This is a genomic window from Pectobacterium odoriferum (assembly GCF_009931295.1).
Taxonomy (GTDB): domain Bacteria; phylum Pseudomonadota; class Gammaproteobacteria; order Enterobacterales; family Enterobacteriaceae; genus Pectobacterium; species Pectobacterium odoriferum.
The window spans coordinates 1210561-1235412 of sequence record NZ_CP034938.1; the positions used below are offsets into that span (position 1 = coordinate 1210561).

The window sequence follows — 24852 nt, forward strand, 5'->3', positions numbered from 1 at the left end:
GTGAGTTTGGCAAGCAGCCATAAGCGGATGAAAGATCGTGGCCGATTTTACGGTCGGCCACGAGAAGCGTTATTGAGTGGAATAACTCAGAGGTCTAGCACCAGAATCTTCGAGCGACGCTGGTAGTTGTACAGCGCCTGCTTTTTCTTCGGCAGCATTTCCACTTCAGCGGGTAAAAAGCCGCGTTCCTGGAACCAGTGGATGCTGTGCGTCGTCAGTACAAACAGCTTTTGCAGACCCTGCTGACGTGCCTGAGCGGCAACGCGCAGTAACAGCATATCGCCGCGTGAGGAACTGCGGTAATCCGGGTGAACCGCGACGCAGGCCATTTCACCAATGCTCTCTTCCGGGAACGGATAAAGCGCAGCGCAAGCGATAGTCAGGTTATCGCGTACCACGACAGTGAATTTGTCGATTTCCATTTCCAACTGCTCGCGCGAGCGTCTGACCAGAATGCCTTGCTCTTCCAGCGGGCGAATCAGCTCCAGAATACCGCCAATGTCATTGATGGTCGCACGGCGAACCTGCTCGGCGCTTTCCATCACGATCTGTGTACCGATTCCGTCGCGTGAGAACAGTTCCTGCAACAGTGCGCCGTCGTCCTGATAGCTGATCAGGTGACTGCGGCGCACGCCGCTACGGCAGGCTTTGACCGCGCCGCGCAGGAATCGAACCGTACCCGAATGGTAATCGCCAGCCTGTTCCAGTGCATCAATACGCTGTTGTGCATCGTCAGGAAACAGCTCGGAAATGATGTTGCCTTCTTCATTGGTCACGCCCTGTGAGGAGCAGAAGCCGATCATCTTCTCCGCTTTCAGCTTAATGGCGAGCTGGGTCGCGACCTCTTCCGAGGTTAAATTGAAACTTTCACCAGTGACTGACACTGCAACCGGACCGAGCAGCACAATCGCACCGCTATTCAACTGACGGTGAACGGCTTCTTCATCAATACGGCGGATACGGCCGCTGTGGCAGTAGTCCACACCGTCATCAACGCCAAGCGGCTGCGCGATAATAAAGTTACCGCTGACGACATTAATGTGGGCACCTTGCAGCGGTGTATTGTTCAGGCTCATCGACAGCCGAGCGGTGATGTCTAGTTGCAGCATTCCCGCCGCCTGCTTGACCAGCTCCAGCGTGGCGCTGTCGGTGATGCGGGTGTTTTTATGGTAGTGAGGCTCGTAGTGATGCGTTGTCAGATTGGCGTCGATCTGGGGACGAGCGCCATAAACTACCACCAGCTTGATCCCCAGACTGTGTAATAGCCCGATATCATTTACGATGCTAGAGAAGTTGGCATGTTCAATGGCTTCGCCACCTAACATGATGACAAACGTTTTGCCACGGTGGGCATTGATATAGGGAACTGAATGGCGGAAGCCCTGAACCAGTTCTGTACTCCGTTCCTTCACTGCGAGCCCTCTTTGCATTTTTATTCGTAATTTCTGTATTTTTATTCTTTATGACGTAAAAGGCAAGAGGAAGTATTAACCAGAAAAGCGAGGTTAATGCTTCAAATTTATGATATCCGCCTGTTATAAGGCCTGCACAGGATTTTTGCATGACAGAGTGGGATAGATTCGTTAAAGTTTTTGACAATTTTTACCTTTATTCATTTTTTAATGACCTATCCAGTGCATTGGCAACACAACAACGCAGGATAGCGCACAGCAATCAGATCGGAGTGGCATGTCTCATTCGAATCATCATTTGACTCGACGGCGTCTATTACAAACCGCAGCAGCAACCTGGCTGTTAAGCGTAAGTGGTGTAGGGATAGCGGCGACGACACAGGTCGTTGCCGTGCGCGTCTGGCCGTCCTCCGCCTATACCCGCGTCACACTGGAATCCAATCACCCGCTGAAATATAAACAGTTTAGTCTGAGTAATCCTGAACGCATCGTGGTGGATATCGAAAATGTTCATCTGAACAGCGTGCTGAAGGAGATAGCCAGCCAGTTTACGTCAGATAACGATCCGCTGATTAAAGAAGCGCGTATCGGACAGTTTGATAAAACCACGGTGCGCTTGGTGTTGGAACTCAAGCAGCAGGCGACGACCAAGGTCTTTACGCTGGGGCCAGTGGCCGAATTCAAGCACCGGCTGGTGCTGGATTTGTATCCTGCCGCAGGGCGCTACGATAACGAAGACGATCCGCTGCTGGCGCTGCTGGCGGATTACAACAAAGGCGATCTGGAACGTACGCTGCCAGCGGAAGCGCCGAAAGCCGGGAAAGCAGGGCGGGATCGTCCGCTAATTATCATGCTCGACCCCGGTCACGGTGGTGAAGATCCCGGTGCGATTGGCAAGAATAAAACGCGCGAGAAAGACATCGTGCTGCAAATCGCTCGCCGTTTGCGCAAGCTGATCGATAATGAATCCAACATGAAAGCGTATATGACGCGTAATGAAGATGTATTCATTCCGCTGCGCGTGCGGGTGGCGAAAGCGCGCAAGCAGCGTGCCGATCTGTTCATTTCGATTCATGCGGATGCGTTTACCAATCGATCGGCAAGGGGATCGTCGGTTTTTGCACTGTCGAAGAAAGGCGCAACCAGTACCGCCGCCAGATTTCTGGCAGAGACCCAGAACGAATCGGATTTGATCGGTGGCGTGAGCATGAGCGGCGATCGCTATCTGGATCACACTATGTTCGATCTGGTGCAGACCGTGACTATCAGCGACAGCCTGAAGTTTGGTAAAGAGATCCTGACCCGGCTGGGTAGGGTCAATCGTCTGCATAAAAACAGCGTCGATCAGGCCGGATTTGCGGTACTGAAAGCGCCAGATATTCCGTCTGTTCTGGTTGAGACGGCATTTATCAGCAATCTGGAAGAAGAGCGTAAGCTGCGCACCAGCCATTTCCAGCAGCAAATTGCGGAATCCATTTTTGCAGGAATTAAAGCCTACTTTGCCAGTCAGGCCGAACGGTAGTTGATGTTGTCGATGTAGCACGTGCGGTGACCGCGTCTTGCTGGCGCGGTTCAGAGGGAATAAATAGGTCTGGGGCGTGGTGTAGGAACTGCATGGAAAATAGATGACGCAGAAAACAAAAAAGCACCCGTTAAGGTGCTTTATCGTTTTAGTCTTAGTTGGTTGCGGGGGCCGGATTCGAACCGACGACCTTCGGGTTATGAGCCCGACGAGCTACCAGGCTGCTCCACCCCGCGTCCGTATGACTTATTTTTACTTCTCTTGATGGACGACTCACATCAGTTGGTTGCGGGGGCCGGATTCGAACCGACGACCTTCGGGTTATGAGCCCGACGAGCTACCAGGCTGCTCCACCCCGCGTCCGTACTAACTTTACTATCTACTTTTTTTACTACTTTCACTTCTCTTGATGGACGACTCACATCAATTGGTTGCGGGGGCCGGATTCGAACCGACGACCTTCGGGTTATGAGCCCGACGAGCTACCAGGCTGCTCCACCCCGCGTCCGTGGATGCGCACTATACTCTCCATGAGCATTGATGCAACCTATTTCTATAAAAAGCGCGGCATTGGGTTGTCAGGTGATTGATTTACCACCTGATAGGTTGTTTTATGACCGTAATATGGCGATAAGCAGACTCCCCTGACTTTTGTTGCGCCGTGCGCCGAACGGAGCACGCTTGAACCGTGGATTTGTATGCTGTCCCATTCCTTTCTCGATAGCCGTTTGTTATCGTTCGACGGTAAATTTTTTGATGTAAAAAGCGAGCGCAAAGATGAAGGGACGGTGGGGAAAATACGTGCTGACCGCAGTGGTCATTGTCATTCTGGCGGGGTGCCAATCCAGGCCAACCGATCGCGGGCAGCAATATAAAGATGGTCACCTCAACCAGCCTCTGGAATTGGTGAATGAACCTAATGCCAAAGGGAAACCAGTCAACGCACGGGATTTTATGACTCAGGTTTCTGAAATCCGGTCGGCGTCACCTAATCTGTATTCGCGCAATAATACGACCTTTCAGGCGGTTGAAAACTGGATGATGTCAGGCGCGGATACCCGCGAGCTGAGCAAGTTTGGTCTGAATGCCTGGCAGATGGAAGGCGTCGATAACTTTGGTAACGTGCAGTTCACCGGTTATTACACGCCGGTACTGCAGGCGCGCCATACCCGTCAGGGGGAATTCCGCCATCCTTTATATGCCATGCCGTCAAAGGGCAAAAATAACCGTCGGCTACCGGATCGTGCCGGCATTTATTCAGGTGCGCTGGATGAGCGGCTGGTTCTCGCCTGGACCAATTCATTGGTCGATAACTTCATGATGGAAGTGCAGGGCAGCGCCTATATTGATTTTGGCGATGGGCGCCCGCTGACGTTCTTCGGCTACGCAGGCAAGAACGGCCATGCCTACCGCAGTATTGGTAAGGTGCTGATCGATCGTGGTGAAGTTGCGCGTGAAGATATGTCGATGCAGGCGATCCGCAAATGGGCGGAGCAGCATTCCGAATATGAAGTGCGTGAACTGTTTGAGCAGAATCCTTCCTTTGTGTTCTTTAAGCCCATGATGTCTGCGCCCGTCAAAGGGGCTAGCGCCGTGCCGCTGGTGGCGAAAGCCTCCGTCGCCTCTGACCGTTCGCTGATCCCGGCTGGTACGGCTCTGTTAATGGAAGTGCCGCTGCTGGATAACGTAGGTAAATTCACTGGCAAGTATGAAATGCGCCTGATGATTGCGCTGGATGTCGGTGGGGCGATTAAAGGCCAGCACTTCGATATGTATCAGGGCATTGGGCCGGATGCGGGTCACTCGGCTGGCTTCTATAACCACTATGGCCGGGTCTGGGTTTTGAGGAACGCGCAAAGCAGCCCTACGAATGCTTCAGGACCGCTGTTAGTCAGTAATCCACAGTAGTCATCTCTTTCGTTTGAAATCTCAGAAGTGGTGTAAAGATGAGCCACTTCTGAGATGAAACGCTTGCTCTCCACGCGCCAGAACAGAATCAGCTGTTAAAGCCGTATTTTCTGCTCAGCCCTAATTCATTCACGATACGAATACCTGAATCCAACGCTTCGCCCTGCAAGCCTCGCAGCGGACGGCGCAGGCTACCTGCCGGTAAACCTACCGCCGTCATCAATGATTTCACCGCCACGGGATTGATTGCCGAATAGGTGTAATGCAGCAGCGGCAGCAAATGCTGATAGGCCTTACGGAAGCGCTCTGCATCCTCACCGTTTTTCCACGGACGAGAAATTTCAGCCAGTTCTGCTGGGGCAATATTGCCGGTCATGTTGGCCGTCCCATGCCCTCCCAACGACATCGTTGGCACCACCAGACCCAGATTGGGCGAGTCGCAGCACATCACCGACACATCGGGATTGCCTGCCAGAACTTGTGCCACCTGACCCACGCGGGTGGTGGATTCTTTATGAATAACGTAGTTCGGGTGTTGGAAAATACGCAGCAGCGATGTCCAGTGCAGGTCCGTTTTCACGCGCGGTGGATTGTTATAAATCCCCAACGGCAAATCTGTCGCGTCGGCAATTTCCAGAAAGTAGCTTTCGATATCGCTCTCGCTGGCACAGATATAGGCGGGGGCGGCGATAATGGCACCGTCTGCGCCGTTGTCATGTGCATAGCGAACATAGTCAATGGTGGTATCGGTATTGTTACCGGTACAGCCGTAGAACAGTTTCATTTTGCTGGTGCTGTATTGCGCGGTTCGGCGGATGATCGCCTTTCTCTCATCTGGGGACAGCATGGACACTTCCCCCGTTGAGCCCATAATCAAAACGGCCGCGGTGCCGTTGTCTTCCTGAAATTTTAATAACGCCTCAAATGCGCCGAAATCCACGCTGCCATCGTCATTAAAAGGTGTAATGAGGGCAACGAATGACCCTTCAATTTTTTCTCTGCTCATGTCTGTTTCCTGTCAATGTAAACGTGTTGCGAATAACTAAAAATCAGGACTGAAGTGATGTCTCAGTCAGTGGTTTGGCGGTAAAACCCGCCTCGACAAAACGTAATAGATGCGACAGCACGCGATCGTCATCGCGGTTGTCACACAGCCCTTTGGAAAGCAACGCCAGACGGCCAGAACGCGGATCGGCATCGGTTAACACGTGCATGGCGGCACCACGGGCAAATTCATAGCGCCAGATAACCTCCGCGCGCGATAACGCTGGCAGCGCCCGAGAAAAGGCATCGATAAAACGGTGAGCGACGTGATCGAACTGGGCCGACAGCAGGGCGGTTACCTCCAGACCCGGAGTTGCCCGCAGATGCTGTAATAGGCGAACGACAATACGTCCGCCGTCGGGCGTGCGAGCTGTTTTAACCAGCGGGCGCAATAGCGCATCCAGCAGCGCGGCAACGGGCAGTTCATCACCCTGATTGGCCTTTTCCACCTCATCCAGCAGACGCGTTCTTTCGTCATTTAACGGGCCGAGAACGTTGTCCAACACGGCACGCAGTAATCCTTCTTTCGAGCCAAAGTAATAATTCACCGACGCCACATTCACGTTGGTGGCTTCCGTTATTTCGCGAATCGTCGTTAGCTCACTGCCTTTGCAGGCAAAGATCGTGATGGCTTCACGCAGGATGCGCTGTTTAATGTCTGCCTCTTTTTCTTTGCTTTGCTCTTTGGTTTTCAATAACGCCACCATGATTCATCCTTTTTGCTCACGCTCGCCGTCGGGGGCACCGACGTCATGCGTTGTGATAGTGAGGCCGTGGAAAATGCGCTGTCGCTAGGTCAGTTCTTGAAAACCCAACTCTTGATAAACCAATGTTGCCCAATAGCGGATGCCTAGTGGGATCAGCGCGTCATTAAAGTCGTAGTGCGGGGTATGCAGGTGATGCACGTTGGGCGCATTTTTGTCGCTGTTACCCAGCATCATGAATGCGCCGGGGCGCTGCTCCAGCATGTAGGCAAAATCTTCTGCACCCAGCAGCGGCGTCATCGCGGTGTCAACCTGTTCGAGTCCGACCACCTGCGCGGCGGCATTAACGGCTAACTGCGTGGCGTGCGTATCGTTGACCAGCGCGGGATATTGCCGTTCATAGTGCACGTCGGCCGTTGCACCAAAGCCTTGTGCGGTGGTGTGTGCCAGCTCTCGCAGGCGCGTTTCCAGCAGGTGGCGAACGCTCGGCGAGTAGCTCCGCCCGGTTCCTTTAAGGATGACGCTATCGGGGATAACGTTCGGGGCGTGGATATCGCCGCCCTGAATGTGACCGATGCTGAGCACCGCCGCGTCCATCGCGGGAACATTACGGCTGACGATGGTTTGCAGGCCAAGTATAAATTGTGCGGCGGGTAGCGTCGGGTCGATAGAAAGGTGGACGCCTGAACCGCCGTGTCCGCCCGTGCCGTGAAACGTGACCTGCCAGGTATCGCAGGCTGCCAGCATTGGACCGCTGCGAATCGCGAATTTGCCCACTTCGATACCGGGTTTGTTATGCAGACCAAAGAGCCGGTTGCAGGGGAACGCGGTCAGCAGGCCGTCATTGAGCATGACAAGCCCGCCGCCCAACCCTTCTTCCGCTGGCTGGAAAATAAAATGTACCGTGCCAGCAAAGTTGGGGTGTTGAGACAAATAACGTGCGGCACCCAGCAGCATGGTGGTGTGTCCATCATGTCCGCAGGCATGCATTTTCCCAGCATGCACCGAGGCATAGGGCAGGTCCGTTTTCTCATTGATATACAGCGCGTCCATATCTGCCCGCAGGCCGATGCTGTCTTCACCGGGATAACGACCATGTAGTGTGGCGACTACGCCCGTTCCACCGATGCCCGTCGTGACGGCAAGCCCCCATGCCGTGAGCTTTTCTGCTACCAGTTGCGCGGTGGCAAACTCTTCAAAGCCGATTTCTGGGTGTTGATGAATATGGTGACGAATCGCAATCAGCTCAGGTAAAAAATCCTGAATGGCCGATTCCATCGCCGTTTGGTCAATAGCGGTTGGTGTCGGTGTATTCATCACGCGTTCTCTGTTCTTATCCATGCGCCTGTCTGCTCCTCGGCTGTGGAGACACAAGCGCATCACGCTGCCCGCCGCCGGGGACGGCATCGATCAGCTTGCGGGTGTACGGGTGTTGTGGCTGATGCCAGATGCTGTGGTGATCGCCACTTTCCACACAGCGTCCGTTTTGCATGACCATGACCCGATCGGCGATATAACGCACCACGGCGAGATCGTGGGAAATAAACAGCAGCGACAGGCCCATTTCATTTTTTAACTCAACCAACAGATTGAGGATCTGCGCCTGAATAGAGACATCGAGTGCGGATACGGGCTCGTCGCAAATTACCAAAGAAGGACGCACCACCAGCGCACGGGCAATGCCGATACGCTGGCGCTGCCCGCCGGAAAATTCATGGGGATAGCGACTCAGGCTGTTTTGCGGCAGGCCGACACGATCGATGATATTTTTGATTGCCTGCTGTCGCTGAGAACGATCGCCAAGGCCATGTACGAGCAGCGGCGTTTCAAGAATATGTTGAATGCTGTGGCGTGGGTTCAGCGAAGCGTACGGATCCTGAAAAATCATCTGCACCCGCTGACGTAACGCTTTCAGCCGTGATTCTTTTAGCGTGGTGATGTCTTGCCCATCGAACACGATCTGCCCGTGTGAAGGCGGTAGCAGGCGCAGAATGGTTTTGGACAGGGTGGATTTACCACAGCCCGATTCGCCCACCAGACCGAGGGTTTCTCCGGGTAAAATAGTCAGTGACACATCGTCAACGGCCAGTACCTTGCCCTGTGCTGTTGAATAGCGGGTATGAATATTTTTCAGCGAGAGCAGCGGCGGCTGGTTTGTATCGGTGGCACGGTGAATCAAGCTGGGCGGCGTCAGCAGCGTAAAGCCTTCGTCCGTTGGCGCATGATGGATTTCCGCCAGCCGATGGGTACGGTAGTGCCTGTCCTGATCCATGTGTAGCGATGTCGCTAACAGCCCGCGCGTATAGCTGTGCTTGGGAGAGAAGCGGTGTGTGGATGACTGAAACAGGTCGGCCGCCTGTGCTTCTTCTACCTTTTGCCCAGCATACATCACCGCCACGCGGTCAGCCCATTGCGCCACCAGCCCAAGATCGTGGGTAATCAGCAGCAGGCTCATCGAGAATTCACTACGCAGGTTATCCAGCAGCGCCAGAATCTGTGCCTGAATGGTAACGTCCAGCGCCGTGGTCGGCTCATCGGCAATCAGCAGACGCGGTCGGCACGCCACCGCCATAGCGATCATGACGCGCTGACGCTGTCCGCCAGACAGGTTATGTGGATAGTCATCCACCCGGCGGGCGGGTTCTGGGATCTTGACCAGATCCAGTAGTTCGATGGCGCGCGTCCGTGCCTGTGCAGGCGTCAACGCTTCATGCAATCGCAGCGTTTCGCTAATCTGCTGCCCGATGGAAAGCACCGGATTGAGCGAGGTCATCGGTTCCTGAAAAATCATCGACAGCGCATTGCCACGCAGTTGGCGCATCTGCCGATCCGGCAGGGTCAGCAGATCCTGTCCATCAAACAGAATACGACCGCTGATTTTTCCCGGTTCGGCGACCAGTCGCATCAGGGACAGCGCCGTCGCGGATTTACCGCAGCCGGATTCGCCGACCAGCGCCAGCGTTTCTCCGGCGTTAATCGTCAGGTTTAATCCTCGAACGGCCTGATGACCGGGAAAATCGACGTGTAAATCTTGAATATCGACCAGCGGCTTCATGCGCTTCTCCCCCGTAACCGTGGGTTCAGGGCATCGTTCAACGCGTCGCCAACCAGATTCAATGACAGTACGGTTAAGACCAGTGCTGTACCGGGCAGGGCGGTGAGAAACCAGGCGGTACGCAGCGACTCCCGGCCTGCGCCGATCATGCTGCCCCAGCTCACGCGGTTCGGATCGCCAAAGCCTAAGAAGGACAGAGCGGATTCAATCAAAATGGCCGAGGCAACCATGACGGATGTCGTGACGATGATCGACGGCAGCGCGTTCGGCAGCATTTCCTGAAAGATGATTCGCAGACTGGAAAATCCCTGACTGCGTGCAGCTAACACAAAATCGCTTTCACGCAGGGAGCGAAACTCGGCCCGAACCAGACGGGCAATCGTTGGCCACGAGGCAATCCCGATAGCCAGTGAAATCAGCGTAACCGACGGTGAACCGATGGCGACCAGCACCACGACCAGCAAAAAAGTCGGGAAGGTCTGGAACAGTTCGGTGATATGAACCAGCAGGTCATCAACCCGACCGCCAAAATAGCCCGCCAGTGCACCGACGACGGTGCCAATTAACAGGCTGACGATGACTGCCGAGAAGCCGATCTGCAAGGAAACCTGTGAACCGTGGACGATGCCGGCGGCGACATCCCGGCCCATCGAATCGGTTCCTAAGGGGAAATCAGGGTTTTCACCCGGCCACAAGAAAGGCTGAGCGACCATATCCAGCGGATCGCCGGGATACAGTAACGGCGCGAAGGCGGCCATCAGAAACACCGTAATCAGCAACAGCAGGCCAGCCATCCCCGCGGGATTGCGGATAAATGCACGCACCTCCGGCGACAGGCGGAAAGGCGTTTTTAACGGGCGAGTTGCCGCTGCGCTAACGCCGTCCGCTGCGGCTTTCTTCGGGGTGAAATTTTCAGGAGAAAGGTGATTCATATCAACGCGCCTTAATTCGGGGATCGAGCCAGGATTGCAGTAAGTCCACCAGCACGTTAGCCAAAATGACCAAGAAGGCGGAAAGCAGCAGGACGCCTAATAAGACGTTGAAGTCGCGTGCCATCACCGCTTCCAGCGCCAGGCGGCCCAGCCCCGGCCAGCTAAAGACTGTCTCGACAACGGCTGCTCCCCCCAGCAGATTGCCGAAGTGCATCCCCGCCACGGTAGTTATAGGCAGCAGCGCACAGCGCAGAATGTGCCTGACGGTGACCCACAGCGGCGACAGCCCTTTGGCATGTGCAGTGCGCACGAAATCCTGCTGGGCGATTTCCAACATGGCCGCACGAGTCAGACGGGCATAAATGGCAATAAAAAAGCTGCTCAGCGCCACTACTGGAAGGATGGCATGCTGCAACATATCCTTGAAATACGCCCAACCGGTCAGGCTCGCGCCGATGGTGATATTGCCGCCGCTTGGCAGCCAGTCCAGATGTACGGAAAACAGAATCAGCGTCATCAGGCCGATCCAGAATCCCGGCGTGGAGTAGAGCAGCAGCGCGATGAGGGAGAGCAAGCGGTCGGGCCATTTACCTGCCCACACCGCCATGATCGTTCCCAGCGTTATACCGATGATGATGGCAAAAACCTGCGACAGCAGCATCAGGAATAGGGTGCCCGGCAACCGTGATAGGATCAGATCCATTACTGGCGCGTTGTAGCGAGGCGAAAAGCCGAGGCTGAACTGCGCCAAATTGCCTAAATAAACAGAGAGCTGTTGCAGTATGGGTTGATCGAGACCGAATTGAGCGCGCAGGTGTGCCATCGTCGCTTCGGTTGCATTGCCTGACTCGCCGGCCAGCACATCAACGGCGTCTCCCGGTACCAACTGCAACAGGAAAAACACCAGAATGACAATGCCAATCGCCGTTGGCAGCGCATGAAGCAGGGTTCGCCACAGTACGCGCCCGATTCGTTCTACTTTATTCATCACATACCTTCATGGGATTCCCCTGCCAGCGCAGGGGAATGCTGTATTACGATTACTGATCCAGCCACACGTCGGCCAGGCTGCCGTTGACGCCCTGAATATCCGTGACGACGTTGTGCACGCGCTTGTTGTAAATCGTCTGGCGCTTAATTTGGAGCAGGTTCAAATCGGGAATATCCGTGGCGATGATGCGTTGGAACTGCTTGTACAACTCCACGCGTTTTTCAGGATTGGTTTCCACCGAGGCTTGCTCAAGCAGACGGTCTACTTCCGGGTTGCTGTAATGTGAGCCGTTGCCGAAAGGCACGCCCGGTTGATAGGTTTTTGACCAGTACAGGCGCTGTACGCCTACGGCGGGATCGAACAGGTTCGAGATGGAACCGTTGTTGAAGTCAAAGTCGCGGTCGGTATAAACGCGCTTAACGAAGGTGGCGAAATCCTGCGAGCGAATGGTGACGTCGATGCCGACTTTGGCGAGTGACGATTTGAGGTATTCCGCTACGCGTTTGAAGCTATCGCCATAGGGCATAAAGTCATGTACCAGCTTGAAGCGGATACCGTTTGCCTGCCGTGGGAAGCCAGCTTCATCCAGCAGTTTGTTCGCTTTGGCAATATCGAAGCCATAAGGTGACGGTGTCGCATCATGGAACTGCGCCAGCTCCGGCGTAATGGGTGTCGGTGAACTTACCGCATAGCCGTACCACACCACGTTTTTCAACACATCAATATTGATGCTGTGCGCAATGGCCTGGCGAACTTTCAGGTTCTTCAGGTAAGTGTTATCCAGATTGAACTCGATGCGGGTTTGCGTCGGGCTATAGCCGTAGCCGTTGGTTTCAATGCCCAGCTTGGGGTTTTTCTTGATGCGTTCAATTTCACTCAGCGGAACGGGAGAGTCGCTTCCCAGATCCAGCGCGCCGGTTTCAAGCGCAATCGTGCGAGTGGCGGCATCGGGAATGATTTTCACCACCAGTTTATCAACGTAAGGCTTGGGGCTATCCCAGTAGTTCGGGTTACGTTCATACAGGATATGGCTGCCACGAACCCATTCTTTGAAGACGAACGGACCGGTACCAATCGGTGCGGTATTGTGAGGATTCGACAGAATGTTTGTGCCTTCATATAAGTGTTTCGGCACGATAGGCGCTTCGTTGGCGGAGAACGCGCTCAGCAGATAAGGTGCGGGTTTTGACAGTTCAAGAATCGCGGTATATGGATCGGGCGTTTTCACTTCGGTGACGTTGGCAAATGTGCCCTGACCGCGTGAGTTGTATTTTTTGACGGTCAGAATAGAAAACGCGACGTCCGCAGAGGTGAAGTCTTGCCCATCATGCCATTTCACGCCTTTACGCAAATGGAACGTATATTGTTTGCCGTCCGGGCTAACTGACCAACTGGTCGCCAACTGCGGGGTCGGTTTCATATCGAAATCGTAATTCAACAGGCCTTCAATGACCTTGGCGTTGACCTTCATTACTGCGCCGCTGGTGCTAACCAAGCTGGTTAACACGGGCGGTTCAGGCTCGGCCAAAAAATTCAGTGTGCCGCCGCGCTTGGGCGTCAGGGTTTCCGCCTGTGCGGCAAGGCCGAATAACGAAGACGTCAGAATCAACGCTGATAAGAATAGATTTTTTTTCATATTTCCCATCCGTATGCAGAGGGCAGCGTTGTGCGCTCCGCCTTTATTTTTTTAATGGCGTGTTTTGAATGATGTGTTTTAGGTGACAAAAAACCGTTCTCTTCAGGAAGAAGAGAAATAAGGCTGAATTAAGTCAACATCGGGGCAGTAATGAAATAGCGTCATTACCGTTGCTGTGTGGCGTAATGGGTTTCATGCTGCGTTCCTGGTTTGAATAACGAAAAAATAATAAAACGGCCTGAACCACCTCTTTATTTTCTGGTTAAACCCTAGCCTAACGCGTGTTTTAAACGAACGTTTTAATATGGATAAGTAATGTCACATTACGCATAAGTTATTCACTCTTCTTGCTGTTGGGGGCGTAGATAATTCAGGTTATTATCCACCCTGCTAATTACTTATCCTGAGGTTGTCATGGCGATTAAACGTTATCCACATCTTGCGCACTGGGGCGCGTTTACCGCTGTGGTTGAAGATGGCAGACTGATTCGATGCGAGCCGTTTGCTGACGATCCAGCACCGTCCGCCATGCTCGATTCCATCGTACCGCTGGTGTATTCCGACCGGCGTATCCGTCGGCCTTCGGTGCGTCGTTCCTGGCTTCAGAAACGCGAAAACAGCGACAGAACGCTGCGCGGCCGGGAGGATTTTGTTGAGGTAGATTGGGACGTCGCGCTCGATCTGGTTGCGCAGGAGAATCGCCGTATTCGCGATCGCTACGGTGCGGATGGCATGTTTGCCGGTTCCTACGGTTGGTCATCAGCCGGGCGCTATCATCATGCGCGTTCTCAGGTACGACGCTTCTATTTTTCCGGCGGCGGCGCGGTCGATCAACAGGGCAATTACAGCTGGGGTGCGGCGCAGTTCTTCCTGCCGTACGTGATTGGCACCTTCCACCCGCTGACGGGCAAGGTAACCGAATGGCGCAGCGTCGCCGAGCACTGTGATATTTTCCTCGCGTTTGGCGGTCTGTCGCTGAAAAATGCACAGGTGGCCTCCGGCGGTGCCGGGCACCATACGCTTAAGCCCGCGTTGGAAGCGCTGGTGGCGAAAGGGATTCCGGTCATCAACATCAGCCCGATGCGCGATGACTGCCCTGAATTTGTGAATGCCGAGTGGATTCCAATCCGCCCGAATACTGATGTCGCCCTGATGCTGGCACTGGGTTATGAAATTCAGCGCTTGGGCGCTGACGATAAGGATTTCCTGCAACGCTACTGCGTTGGCTACGAGCAATTGAGTGACTACTTGCATGGTCGCGGCGACGGCGTGGTGAAAACCCCCGAATGGGCCAGCGACATCACGGGTATTCCTGCCGATCGCATCCGACGTCTGGCGCAGCAGTTGATTGGTGTACGCAGCTTTATTACCTGCTCTTACTCCGTGCAGCGCGCACACCGTGGTGAACAGCCTTACTGGATGATGATTGCGCTGTCTTCCATGCTGGGACAAGTGGGGTTACCGGGCGGTGGATTCTCCTTCGGCCACGGTTCGATGAACAGTGTCGGCAACGAGCGTATTTCAACGCCTGCGCCCGCATCTCCGTCAACCCCGAACGCGGGGCAGGCGATCCCTGTGGCGCGTATTGCCGATATGCTTTTGCATCCGGGAACGCCTTATACCTTTCAGGGCGAAACCCATACTTATCCCGATATTCATCTGATTCACTGGGCGGGCGGTAACCCGTTCCATCATCACCAGCAGTTGAACCGTCTGGTGGACGGCTGGCGTAAGCCGGATACGGTGATTGTGCAGGATATCGTCTGGACGTCCGCGGCGCAGATGGCGGATATCGTGCTGCCCGTCACCACCACGCTGGAGCGTAATGACATCGGCGGGTCGTCTCGCGATCGTTTTATCTTTGCCATGCATCAGGCGATTGCGCCGCAGCATCAGGCGCGTAATGACGTGGATATTTTCAGCGAACTGGCGGAACGTCTGGGCTATGGCGACGCATTCACGCAAAACCGCAGCGAGCAGCAATGGCTGGAACACCTGTATGACGAATGTCGAGCAAGGCAGCGGGATGCCGCTGACCGCTGGCCGTCATTTGAGGAATTCTGGCTGCAGGGACATGTAGAAATCCCGATGGATGAAAAGCCGTTTGTGTTCTTTGAGGATTTCCGCCGCGATCCGCAGCAGCATGCGCTGAGTACGCCAAGCGGTAAAATTGAACTGTTTAGTTCTGCCATCGCCAGCTATGGCTATGCCGATTTTGCGCCGCATCCTGAGTGGCAGCCTCCCGTTGAATGGCTGGGAGCCAAAAGCTCGGAAGAATGGCCGCTGCACTTTATTTCCATTCAGCCATCTGACCGGTTGCACAGCCAGCTGGCTGCCACGCCGCAGGTTGCTGCGAATAAAACCGCAGGAAAAGAGACGCTGTACATGCACCCGCAGGATGCCGCCAAACGGGATATCGTTGATCGTTCGCAAGTGGAAGTCAGAAATGCGCGTGGCCGTATTCTGGCGGGCGTACAGATTACCGATGGCGTCACGCCGGGCGTGGTGATTATGTCCACTGGTGCCTGGTTTGAACCCGGCTTCGGCCAGAAAACGTGGCATCCGGTTGAACAATCAGGAAATGCAAATGTACTGACGCTGGATATCGGTACGTCGCCGCTGACGCAGGGGCCGAATGCTATGAGCTGTCTGGTAGATGTCGTGCGGGTTTAGCGCTATCCTGAACCGCTTTTTCTCGCTGTTTTATTTTCCTGTGATTTTGTTTTCGTAAGGTTGGTTGAATGAGTACGCAATTATCCGAAGCCTATTTGCAACGCTTCGGCGGCACTGCGCGGTTATATGGTCAACAGGCGCTGGCGCTGTTTTCTCAGGCTCACGTTTGCGTGATTGGCATTGGTGGCGTCGGTTCCTGGGCGGCCGAGGCGCTGGCACGTACCGGCATCGGCGCGATCACGCTGATCGATATGGATGATGTGTGTATCAGTAACACCAACCGGCAGATCCACGCGCTGCGCCAGCACACTGGGCAGTCGAAGACGGAAGTGATGGCTGAACGTATTTTGGCGATCAACCCAGAATGTCACGTCACCTGCGTGGATGATTTCATCAGCGCGGAAAACGTGGCCGAGCTACTCGACCAGAATTTCAGCTATGTGATTGACGCCATCGACAGCGTGCGCCCGAAGGCGGCGCTGCTCTCCTACTGTCGCCGCTATAAGATCCCAGTGGTGACAACTGGCGGTGCGGGTGGGCAGATCGATCCGACCCGCATTGAGGTGGTCGATTTGGCGAAAACCATTCAGGATCCGCTGGCCGCCAAGCTGCGTGAACGGCTCAAACACGATTTTAACGTGGTGAAGAACAGTAAAGGGAAACTGGGTATCGACTGCGTATTTTCCAGCGAACCGCTGGTTTATCCGCAGCCTGACGGCTCCGTCTGTGCGTCTCGCAGTACGGCCGATGGGGTGATGCGGATGGATTGTGCGTCAGGCTTTGGTGCCGCGACAATGGTCACCGCAACCTTTGGGTTTGTTGCGGTATCTCATGCGCTGAAGAAGATGATAGCGAAAAGGGAAAGAGCGTCTGCGTTGCAGAAATAAATAGCCTGAATGGTTCTACTTGAGTGAAGCCTCTTGTTCGGCAATTTCCTTGATTCTGGCGGCCAGCGCCGCCAGCCCGCTTGAGCGTGAAGCGCTGAGCTGAGCGCGTAGCCCCAGACTATCGAATAGCGCCAGCGGATCGTGCTGCAATAGCGCTTCTGGCGTTTTTCCCTCAACGGCGGTTAACAATACTGCCAGTAATCCCCGCACAATGCGCCCGTCGCTGTCGCCGTAAAAATGCAGCCTGCCGTCTTCCTGACGTTGATAACCCAGCCAGACGCGATTTTCACAGCCTGATAATGAAATTTCCTCGGTTTTCAGTACGTCGGGCAGCGTTGGCAGCGCCTTTGCCAGCAAAATGAGCTGCCGATAGCGATCTTCCCACGCGCGGCAGGCATCGAATCGCGCCAGCAGGTCGGCGACGGTGGTGTGGTGGCCAAAAGGATGCGTGGTGTCAGTTGTCTGGGTCATGGTTTAGTCGATCAATAATTCAAGGGCGCTGCCCACTGCGGCGATCAGCGCAGCAACATCCTGTTGATTGTTATAGGGGGCAAACGAGGCGCGGAGCGTGCCGCTGACGCCGAGCGCGTCCATTAATGGTTGCGCACAGTGATGCCCAGCACGCAGTGCGATGCCGTTTTCAGCTAACAGCGTAACCAAATCGCTATGGTGCACATCGGCAATATCAAAGGACAGCACGCTGGACTGTGGGCTACGGAAGCTGCGAAAGCCGGGGAACTGCGCCAGATGCGTTTCGGCAAGCTGTGCTAACTGTTGGCTGTGCTGCTCTGCGGCGTGCCAATCCAGCGTGGTCAGCCAGTCTAGTGCCGCAGACAGGCCAAGCACGCCAGCAATGTGGGGGGTTCCTGCTTCAAAACGCTGTGGAATCGCCTGCGGTGTGAAGCCGTCAAAGGAAACCTGCGTCATCATTTTCCCGCCGCCTTGCCACGGCATCATGCTTTCCAGTAAGGCGGTTTTGCCGTACAGCACGCCGATCCCGGTTGGAGCATAAAGCTTGTGGCCGGAAAACGCGTAGAAATCGATATCCAGCGCCTGTACATCGGGCGGGCAGTGAACGATGCCCTGCGCGCCGTCAACCATTACTACCGCACCATAGCGGCGAGCCAGTGTAATCGCCCGCGCCAGATCGGGCTGGCCACCTGTCACGTTTGACATCTGTCCCAGCGCCAGCAGGCGGGTTTTTGGCGTGATCAATGTGGCTAACTGTTCGATATCCGGTAACAAGTCCGCGCCTATCGGCAACTTCACGATCTTCGCGCCAGTTTGCTGCGCCACCATCAGCCACGGAATGAGGTTCGCATGATGTTCTGCTTCGCTAACGACGATCTCGTCGCCCGGTTGAAGGCGAGGGCGTGCATAGCTCTGCGCGACCAGATTGATCGCTTCCGTCGTGCCTCTGGTCCAGACAATGGAACGCGGATCGTCTGCGTGGAGTAACGTGGCGACTTGCTCACGAGCGCCTTCAAAACGCTGGGTTAACGCCTGCGCGCCGCGATGCTGGCTGCGATGCACCGTACCACTCTCACTGCCATAGAACGCCTGCACCGCATCAATGACGGACTGTGGTTTCAGCGCAGTCGCGGCGCTATCAAGATAGACAGTCGAATGCTGGAGAGCGGGGAACTGCTGGCGAAAGGTGGCAGGGTTAAACGGTGTCATGAGCATCCTCTTTTGGAGGGCAGATCCTGTCCCATTTTGTCGAGAGAGACAAGTTTAGGACTATGCCTAATGCGATTTTATGGAAAAAAAAGCAACTATTGCTACGCTTTAAAGTGTTAATTTTCAGGATTTCCTGATGAATAAGGTTAACTAGAAGACATTTAAATTCATTGAGGGTTAACTATGAAGAATAAAATTTCTATTTTTGCCGCTATCGTGATGGCGTTTTCTCTGGCAGCCTGTTCCAGTAATTACGTCATGCATACCAATGACGGTCGTACCATCGTTGCAGAGGGGAAACCGAAGGTGGATGATGAGACGGGTATGATCAGCTATACCGATGCCTACGGTCAGCAGCAGCAAATTAACCGTGATAATGTGAAAGAAATGGCGAAAGGGAAATAGTGCCGTTTGCCCATACCCTAAATAATTCGAGTTTCAGGCAGGCGGCAAGAGAAGGAATCCCGACGAGCTTACTCAGGTAAGTGATTCGGGTGAGTGAACGCAGCCAACGCACATGCAACTTGAAGTATGACGGGTATATCATCACACGTTGCCTGTTAAGCCGTGCAAGATGTTAGACAAGCGTGCCATGGCATTCAGGTGTGAAACGTAAGCAAAAAAAAGCACCGCAATTTGCGGTGCTACACAAAAAATCACTTTGGACAGACAGGGTAAATGTACAGGAAGTGAATAGGGTAGACTCGCTACCACATCTGCAAAAGGCAGACAAACAAATAGCAAACACAACATCACAACCACAAGCCAAAAGCACCTCAGGTCACCCCTCCGCACTTTTCGTTCCGGCCCAGGAAGTTGCGCTAATATAGGTATTTGCTGGTACATCCTCAACGGACAAATTATAATGTCTCGGATTACAAAAACTAATATACCCGTCATACTTCAAGCTGCATGTGCGTTGGCCTCCCTTACTCACCCCAGTCACTTACTCATGTAAGCTCCTGGGGACTCGTGCGGTTGCCGCCTTCTTGCAACTCGAATTATTTAGGGTATTGATGTACCCATCATTTTTTCGTTGTGGAGAGGTTGGTCGCTGTCGATTATTTTGATCGTGTAGACAGCGGAGCGACTGGGCGATTTCCGATTGCCGTCTTTCTGCACCTTAAGCGTTATTGGGTACGAATGTGCCTGATAAATCGCTGATTTAGCGTAAACCAAAAGATTTCATTCATGTCAAAACGTCTCCCTCCGCTCAACGCATTGCGCGTTTTTGATGCGGCGGCTCGCCATTTAAGTTTTACCAAAGCAGCAGAAGAACTGTTTGTTACGCAGGCTGCCGTCAGCCACCAGATTAAGTCACTGGAAGATTTCCTGGGGCTTAAATTATTCCGCCGTCGTAATCGCTCCCTGCTACTGACGGAAGAGGGGCAAAGTTACTATCTTGATATCAAAGAGATCTTCTCCTCTTTGAATGAGGCAACCCGTAAGTTGCAATCCCGCAGCGCCAAAGGTGCGTTAACGGTCAGCCTGCTGCCCAGCTTTGCTATTCATTGGCTGGTGCCGCGTCTTTCAAGTTTTAATTCCGACTATCCAGGGATTGATGTGCGTATTCAGGCCGTGGATCGCGATGAAGATCGTCTGGCGGATGATGTGGATGTCGCGATTTTCTACGGTCGGGGAAACTGGCCGGGGCTGCGGGTTGAAAAGCTGTATGCCGAATATCTGCTGCCGGTTTGCTCGCCCGTATTACTGACGGGGAATCACCCGTTAAAAACGCCGGATGATTTGGTGGCACATACGCTGCTGCACGATGCGTCGCGTCGTGACTGGCTGTCCTATACGCGCCAGCTTGGCGTGCAGATTAACGTGCAGCAAGGGCCGATTTTCAGCCACAGTGCGATGGTGTTGCAGGCGGCGATTCACGGGCAGGGCGTGGCGCTGGCGAATAATGTGATGGCACAAACGGAAATCGAAGCCGGGCGACTGGTGTGTCCGTTTAACGATGTGCTGGTCAGCCGGAATGCTTTTTATCTGGTATGTCATGACAGTCAGGCAGAACTGGGTAAAATAGCCGCCTTTCGCCATTGGATTCTGGCGCGGGCAGCCAGCGAACAGGAAAAATTTCGCTTCCGCTATGACAACGGCACGCGCTGACGCCGTGTCGCGGGCTGTCGAGGTTTGATGACCGAATAACTCACAGGTAACTACGTTTCAGACTGATGATAGATCTATTTGCAGAATGAAAACGGTAGTAACGGAATGGAAGAGTAAAGCGTTTGCGCCATGGATGGCGCAAGCCGAGCGCACAGGGACGTGTTTACAGCGACTTTACGATCTATCCGTTACTACCGCTCGGCGGTCTTTGTCAGCAACCTTGTTTATAGGTAACAACGATTATAGGTAACTACGATGAATAGTCGTTTCATGCTGGTGTTTGCTGCTATCAGCGGCTTCACTTTTGTCGCGCTGGGTGCGTTTGGCTCTCACGTTCTCAGCAAAACGCTGGGCGCAACGGAGCTGGGCTGGCTACATACCGGCCTTGAATATCAGGCATTTCACACGCTGGCGATTCTGGCGCTAGCGGTTGCGATGCAACAGCGAACCAATCTGTGGTTTTACTGGAGCAGCGTTTTTCTGGCGTTGGGAACGGTACTCTTCAGCGGAAGTTTGTACTGTCTGGCGCTTTCTCACCTGAAACTGTGGGTTTATGTGACGCCAATTGGCGGAGCCTGTTTTCTGGTGGGGTGGATATTAATATTGATTGGCGCACTGCGTCTGAAGAGAAAGGCTAAACGCCATGAATAAAGTCATTTTGTATTGCCGTTCTGGGTTTGAGAAAGAGTGTGCGGCGGAAATAACGGAAAAAGCCACGGAGCATAATGCCTTTGGCTTCGCGCGAGTAAAAGAGAACAGTGGCTACGTTGTGTTTGAATGCTATCAGCATGAAGATGCCGAACGTCTGGTAAAAACGCTGCCGTTTCATGAGCTGATTTTTGCCCGCCAGATGTTCCTGAGCGGTGAACTGCTGCGCGATCTGCCGCCGGAAGACCGCATCACGCCAATCGTGGGTATGCTGACGGGAGCCATTGAGCGTGCGGGGGAGCTGCGCGTCGAAGTTCCCGACACCAATGAAAGCAAAGAGCTGATGAAGTTCTGCCGCAAATTCACCGTGCCGCTGCGTGCTGCATTACGCGAGCATAAAATTCTGCTGGGCTATGAAAAAGCGGATCGCCCGGTGCTGCATGTGTTGTTCATTGCGCCCGGCTGCTGCTATGCCGGTTACTCTTATAGCAATAACAATTCACCGTTTTATATGGGGATCCCACGCCTCAAGTTCCCTTCCGATGCACCAAGCCGTTCGACACTTAAGCTGGAAGAAGCGTTTCATGTCTTTATTCCTGCCGACGAGTGGGATGAGCGTCTGGGCAGCGGCATGTACGCGGTGGATTTAGGCGCCTGCCCCGGCGGCTGGACTTACCAACTGGTTAAACGCAGCATGATGGTTTATGCGGTAGACAACGGCCCGATGGCACCGAGCCTGATGGATACCGGACAGGTGATGCACCATCAGGCGGATGGCTTCCGCTTCGAAGTGCCGCGTAATAACGTGTATTGGCTGGTGTGCGATATGGTGGAGAAGCCGGCGAAAGTCACCAGCCTGATGAGCGATTGGCTAATCAAGGGCTGGTGTCGTGAAGCAATATTCAACCTGAAGCTGCCGATGAAGAAGCGCTATGAAGAAGTGTCGCAGAATCTGGCCGTGCTACGTGAGCGCCTGAGCGAAAATGGAATTAATGCTGAAGTGCATGCCAAGCATTTGTACCATGACCGTGAAGAAATCACGGTGCATGTTCGTCGTTTCTGGAGCGCGGTGCCTGGCCGTCGCGACGAGCGATAGTATCGAGCTGGTGCGTATCTGAGGTTACTCAGGTACGCATCCGTATTCATCCGCTAGTGAGAATGCGGCGGGGCGCTATTCTGCACTGGCAGCCTCAGTTGCTGCAGATTGCCATTAAGCGTTAAATCGGTGCGCAGCGTCGCAATTTGACGACTGATCAGCGCCATTTCTTTATGCTGTTCCAGCTTCTTACGCCACTTTTCCTGTACGGCATCCAACTGTTGATACAGCGCCTCCAGACTCCCTGCCTGTTGTAAAAGCTGTGCGGCACTTTTAGGGCCGATGCCTGCGACGCCCGGAATCTTGCTGCTGCTAATGCCTGCCAGCCCCCAATAGTCTGTCAACTGCTGCGGTGAAACACCAAATTCCTGTTCGATAAACGGCAGGTCCAGCCAGCGTTTCTGAAAGTAATCCCGGATCTGAATGTGTGGTGCCAGTAGCTGGCAATACCCTTTGTCAGTCGACACGATCGTTGCCTGATGACCTGCGGATGACAGCTTGACGGCCAGCGTAGCCGCCAAATCGTCGGCTTCATTGCCGGGGCTATGCCAACTGGCTACGCCAACGGCGGCAAAGGCCGCTTTAATCTGCGGGAGTTCCTGCTTCAGATTTTCCGGCATTGGCGTGCGTCCTGCCTTGTAGTCCGGCAGGAGCTGGTGACGCCAGCTGGTATCGCGATCTTCATCATCAAAGACGGCCACCGCGTGCGTGGGCTGGCTGTTTTGTATGAGTTGATGCAGCGCATGTTGGCATGCCGTGATACAGGGTGAACCTTGTACCGCATGAATGCGACGTATCAGATTGAGCGCGTCAACAATCAGCAAATGGACGGACATCGCGTAATTCCTGATGTGATAAGAGGGGGAAGCAGAGCTTCCCCACATAGGTATGACCGAGCGCTGAACCGTTAGGCGCAGATTTCGTAGCAGGGAATATAGGCACTGCCGGGCAGCTTCATGCGCTGCTGTGCGACAAAGCCCTGTAGCAGCGTATCCATGCTTTTCATCATCTGCGGGTCGCCGTGAATTTTGTACGGCCCACGTTGCTCAATTGCCTGAATACCGACTTCTTTCACATTACCGGCCACAATACCGGAGAACGCCCGACGTAGCGCGGCAGCCAGCTCTTCAGCCGGCTGATTCGGATGCAGATTGAGGTCGGCCATATTTTCATGTGTCGGCTCAAAGGGTAGTTGCAGGTCGGGTGCGATGCGCAGTGACCAGTTAAAGCTGTAAGCATCGCCCGTGTGGCGGCGGCTTTCTTTCACCTGTGGCATCGCTTTCTTCATCTGACGGGCGACTTCTGCGGCGTCATTAATGACGATCGAATAGTAACGGCGCGCCTGACGACCCAGCGTGCTAACAATGAATTCGTCCAGCACGCGGAAATAGTCTGCGCTTTCTTCCGGCCCGGTCAGGATAATCGGCAGCACCTGCTCGCTGTTCTCTGGGTTCATCATAATGCCCAGCAGATAGAGGAACTCTTCCGCCGTTCCGACTCCACCGGGGAAAATGATGATGCCATGTCCGATACGGACAAAGGCTTCCAGACGCTTTTCGATATCTGGCATGATAATCAGTTCATTGACCAGCGGATTAGGCGGCTCGGCGGCAATGATGGACGGTTCGGTCATGCCGATGAAGCGTCCTTCTTTATAGCGCTGCTGCGCATGACCGACGGCGGCACCTTTCATTGGTGCTTCCATCGCACCCGGACCGCAGCCCGTGCAGATATTCAGTTCACGCAGGCCGAGCTGGCTGCCCACCTTGCGAGCATACTGGTATTCGATTTCATTAATCGAGTGGCCGCCCCAGCAGACCACCATATTCGGTTCTTCTCCAACGTGGAGCGCCCTGGCATTACGTAGGATAGAGAACACCAGATTGGTGATATGGGCGGAATTTTCCAGATTCAGGTTCTGATAGCGGCCTGCGCTGGCAATTTGGCCGTTGACGAACAGAATGTCGCGCAATACGGCGAACAGGTTAGCCTGCAAGGCGCGAATGATGTTGCCGTCAACGAAGGCGTCTTCCGGCGGGTTCACCAATTCCAGTTTGACGCCGCGCTCGCGGCGCAGCACGTTGATATCAAAATCTTCATAACGAGACAGCAGCTCTTTGCTGTTATCTGTCTGGCTACCGGAATTCAGTACGGCGAGGGAACAGTTGCGAAACAAACGGTAGAGATCGCTGCTGGCTGTGCTTTTCAGCATGTCTACTTCCAACTGCGATAATAAATCCATCGATCCCAATGGGCTGATATGTGTAATCAATTTTGCTCCTTGAAACGCAATATAATTCGCGATGCCATACTGGCTGCCGAGAGCACGTTCCGTTGTTACACGCTCGACGTTTCAGCAGCACGGCACGAATGTCATTCATTTAAGACACGACGCGGAACGTGTATGCGTTAAATACCGCGAGCCTAAATGAAACCTACTTGAGCACCGTTCAGACGTTATGGATCTTTTGTTGTCTGGCACACCACCTTAACGCGCTGCCATCATTTTTTCCAATGTTGACAACTGCTTCTCGCCTAACTTGCGTGAC

20 protein-coding genes and 3 tRNA genes are annotated in these 24852 nt (G+C 54.0%); 8 read left to right on the top strand and 15 right to left on the bottom strand.

Annotated features, from left to right (window positions below; all coding sequences use genetic code 11):
- Positions 1 to 86: 86 nt before the first annotated feature.
- Positions 87 to 1430 (bottom strand): amino-acid N-acetyltransferase, encoded by a 1344-nt coding sequence (gene argA, locus EO763_RS05390; RefSeq protein WP_169743505.1) that lies wholly within the window; start codon positions 1428 to 1430, stop codon positions 87 to 89.
- A gap of 259 nt (positions 1431 to 1689) precedes the next feature.
- Between argA and amiC the strand changes: the two genes are divergently transcribed.
- Positions 1690 to 2934: an N-acetylmuramoyl-L-alanine amidase AmiC gene (amiC, locus tag EO763_RS05395; protein WP_161528333.1), complete on the top strand. Its 1245-nt coding sequence runs from the start codon at positions 1690 to 1692 to the stop codon at positions 2932 to 2934.
- A 159-nt stretch (positions 2935 to 3093) separates the two neighbouring features.
- On the opposite strand, the gene EO763_RS05400 is transcribed toward amiC, so the two are convergent.
- From EO763_RS05400 to EO763_RS05410, 3 genes are all read right to left on the bottom strand, one after another.
- A tRNA-Met gene (locus EO763_RS05400) sits at positions 3094 to 3170 on the bottom strand.
- A gap of 47 nt (positions 3171 to 3217) precedes the next feature.
- Positions 3218 to 3294: transfer RNA gene (locus tag EO763_RS05405), tRNA-Met, on the bottom strand.
- A gap of 68 nt (positions 3295 to 3362) precedes the next feature.
- A tRNA-Met gene (locus EO763_RS05410) sits at positions 3363 to 3439 on the bottom strand.
- A 272-nt stretch (positions 3440 to 3711) separates the two neighbouring features.
- Between EO763_RS05410 and mltA the strand changes: the two genes are divergently transcribed.
- Complete coding sequence (gene mltA / locus EO763_RS05415; protein ID WP_161528334.1) at positions 3712 to 4842, top strand: murein transglycosylase A; 1131 nt, start codon at positions 3712 to 3714, stop codon at positions 4840 to 4842.
- A gap of 88 nt (positions 4843 to 4930) precedes the next feature.
- Here the strand turns inward: mltA and EO763_RS05420 are convergent, their stop codons facing one another.
- The 7 genes from EO763_RS05420 to EO763_RS05450 form a co-directional block, all read right to left on the bottom strand.
- Positions 4931 to 5848: a 4-hydroxy-tetrahydrodipicolinate synthase family protein gene (locus tag EO763_RS05420; protein ID WP_161528335.1), complete on the bottom strand. Its 918-nt coding sequence runs from the start codon at positions 5846 to 5848 to the stop codon at positions 4931 to 4933.
- A gap of 43 nt (positions 5849 to 5891) precedes the next feature.
- Positions 5892 to 6593 carry a TetR/AcrR family transcriptional regulator gene (locus EO763_RS05425; RefSeq protein ID WP_161528336.1) on the bottom strand — a complete coding sequence of 234 codons (702 nt, stop codon included), beginning with the start codon at positions 6591 to 6593 and terminating at the stop codon, positions 5892 to 5894.
- 84 nt (positions 6594 to 6677) lie between these two features.
- Positions 6678 to 7931 (bottom strand): M20 aminoacylase family protein, encoded by a 1254-nt coding sequence (locus EO763_RS05430; protein ID WP_208851986.1) that lies wholly within the window; start codon positions 7929 to 7931, stop codon positions 6678 to 6680.
- Positions 7924 to 9645 (bottom strand): ABC transporter ATP-binding protein, encoded by a 1722-nt coding sequence (locus tag EO763_RS05435; RefSeq protein ID WP_161528337.1) that lies wholly within the window; start codon positions 9643 to 9645, stop codon positions 7924 to 7926. Before EO763_RS05435 ends, EO763_RS05430 begins: the two co-directional genes overlap by 8 nt.
- Complete coding sequence (locus EO763_RS05440) at positions 9642 to 10577, bottom strand: ABC transporter permease (RefSeq protein WP_161528338.1); 936 nt, start codon at positions 10575 to 10577, stop codon at positions 9642 to 9644. Before EO763_RS05440 ends, EO763_RS05435 begins: the two co-directional genes overlap by 4 nt.
- 1 nt (position 10578) lies before the next feature.
- Complete coding sequence (locus EO763_RS05445; protein ID WP_119888363.1) at positions 10579 to 11565, bottom strand: ABC transporter permease; 987 nt, start codon at positions 11563 to 11565, stop codon at positions 10579 to 10581.
- Positions 11566 to 11617: 52 nt separating this feature from the next.
- Positions 11618 to 13204: an ABC transporter substrate-binding protein gene (locus EO763_RS05450; protein ID WP_161528339.1), complete on the bottom strand. Its 1587-nt coding sequence runs from the start codon at positions 13202 to 13204 to the stop codon at positions 11618 to 11620.
- Between the two features lie 414 nt (positions 13205 to 13618).
- Here EO763_RS05450 and EO763_RS05455 point away from each other — a divergent pair, with 414 nt between their 5' ends.
- Together EO763_RS05455 and tcdA are read left to right on the top strand one after the other, a co-directional pair.
- A complete protein-coding gene (locus EO763_RS05455) occupies positions 13619 to 15877 on the top strand; it encodes a molybdopterin-dependent oxidoreductase (protein WP_161528340.1) in 2259 nt (752 codons plus the stop codon).
- Positions 15878 to 15945: 68 nt separating this feature from the next.
- On the top strand, positions 15946 to 16764 hold the full coding sequence (gene tcdA, locus EO763_RS05460) for a tRNA cyclic N6-threonylcarbamoyladenosine(37) synthase TcdA (protein WP_044206328.1): 819 nt from the start codon (positions 15946 to 15948) through the stop codon (positions 16762 to 16764).
- 15 nt (positions 16765 to 16779) lie between these two features.
- Here the strand turns inward: tcdA and csdE are convergent, their stop codons facing one another.
- Positions 16780 to 17235, bottom strand: a complete 456-nt coding sequence (gene csdE, locus EO763_RS05465; RefSeq protein ID WP_039506354.1) for a cysteine desulfurase sulfur acceptor subunit CsdE — start codon at positions 17233 to 17235, stop codon at positions 16780 to 16782.
- Between the two features lie 3 nt (positions 17236 to 17238).
- Positions 17239 to 18444 (bottom strand): cysteine desulfurase CsdA, encoded by a 1206-nt coding sequence (csdA, locus tag EO763_RS05470; RefSeq protein WP_161528341.1) that lies wholly within the window; start codon positions 18442 to 18444, stop codon positions 17239 to 17241.
- A gap of 183 nt (positions 18445 to 18627) precedes the next feature.
- On the opposite strand from csdA, the gene EO763_RS05475 reads away from it, so the two are divergent.
- The 4 genes from EO763_RS05475 (at position 18628) to rlmM (ending at position 22303) form a co-directional block, all read left to right on the top strand.
- On the top strand, positions 18628 to 18849 hold the full coding sequence (locus EO763_RS05475) for a YgdI/YgdR family lipoprotein (protein ID WP_005975888.1): 222 nt from the start codon (positions 18628 to 18630) through the stop codon (positions 18847 to 18849).
- A gap of 786 nt (positions 18850 to 19635) precedes the next feature.
- Positions 19636 to 20559, top strand: coding sequence for a transcriptional regulator GcvA (locus tag EO763_RS05480; protein WP_010296350.1), 924 nt, complete (start codon positions 19636 to 19638; stop codon positions 20557 to 20559).
- A gap of 255 nt (positions 20560 to 20814) precedes the next feature.
- On the top strand, positions 20815 to 21210 hold the full coding sequence (locus EO763_RS05485) for a DUF423 domain-containing protein (RefSeq protein WP_010296354.1): 396 nt from the start codon (positions 20815 to 20817) through the stop codon (positions 21208 to 21210).
- A complete protein-coding gene (gene rlmM, locus EO763_RS05490; protein WP_103157900.1) occupies positions 21203 to 22303 on the top strand; it encodes a 23S rRNA (cytidine(2498)-2'-O)-methyltransferase RlmM in 1101 nt (366 codons plus the stop codon). Before EO763_RS05485 ends, rlmM begins: the two co-directional genes overlap by 8 nt.
- A gap of 53 nt (positions 22304 to 22356) precedes the next feature.
- Here the strand turns inward: rlmM and xni are convergent, their stop codons facing one another.
- Together xni and ppnN are read right to left on the bottom strand one after the other, a co-directional pair.
- The gene (gene xni, locus EO763_RS05495; RefSeq protein WP_161528342.1) at positions 22357 to 23139 is read right to left on the bottom strand and encodes a flap endonuclease Xni; all 783 of its coding nucleotides are present in this window, start codon (positions 23137 to 23139) and stop codon (positions 22357 to 22359) included.
- A gap of 71 nt (positions 23140 to 23210) precedes the next feature.
- On the bottom strand, positions 23211 to 24575 hold the full coding sequence (gene ppnN / locus EO763_RS05500; protein ID WP_039490387.1) for a nucleotide 5'-monophosphate nucleosidase PpnN: 1365 nt from the start codon (positions 24573 to 24575) through the stop codon (positions 23211 to 23213).
- Positions 24576 to 24852 lie beyond the last annotated feature (277 nt).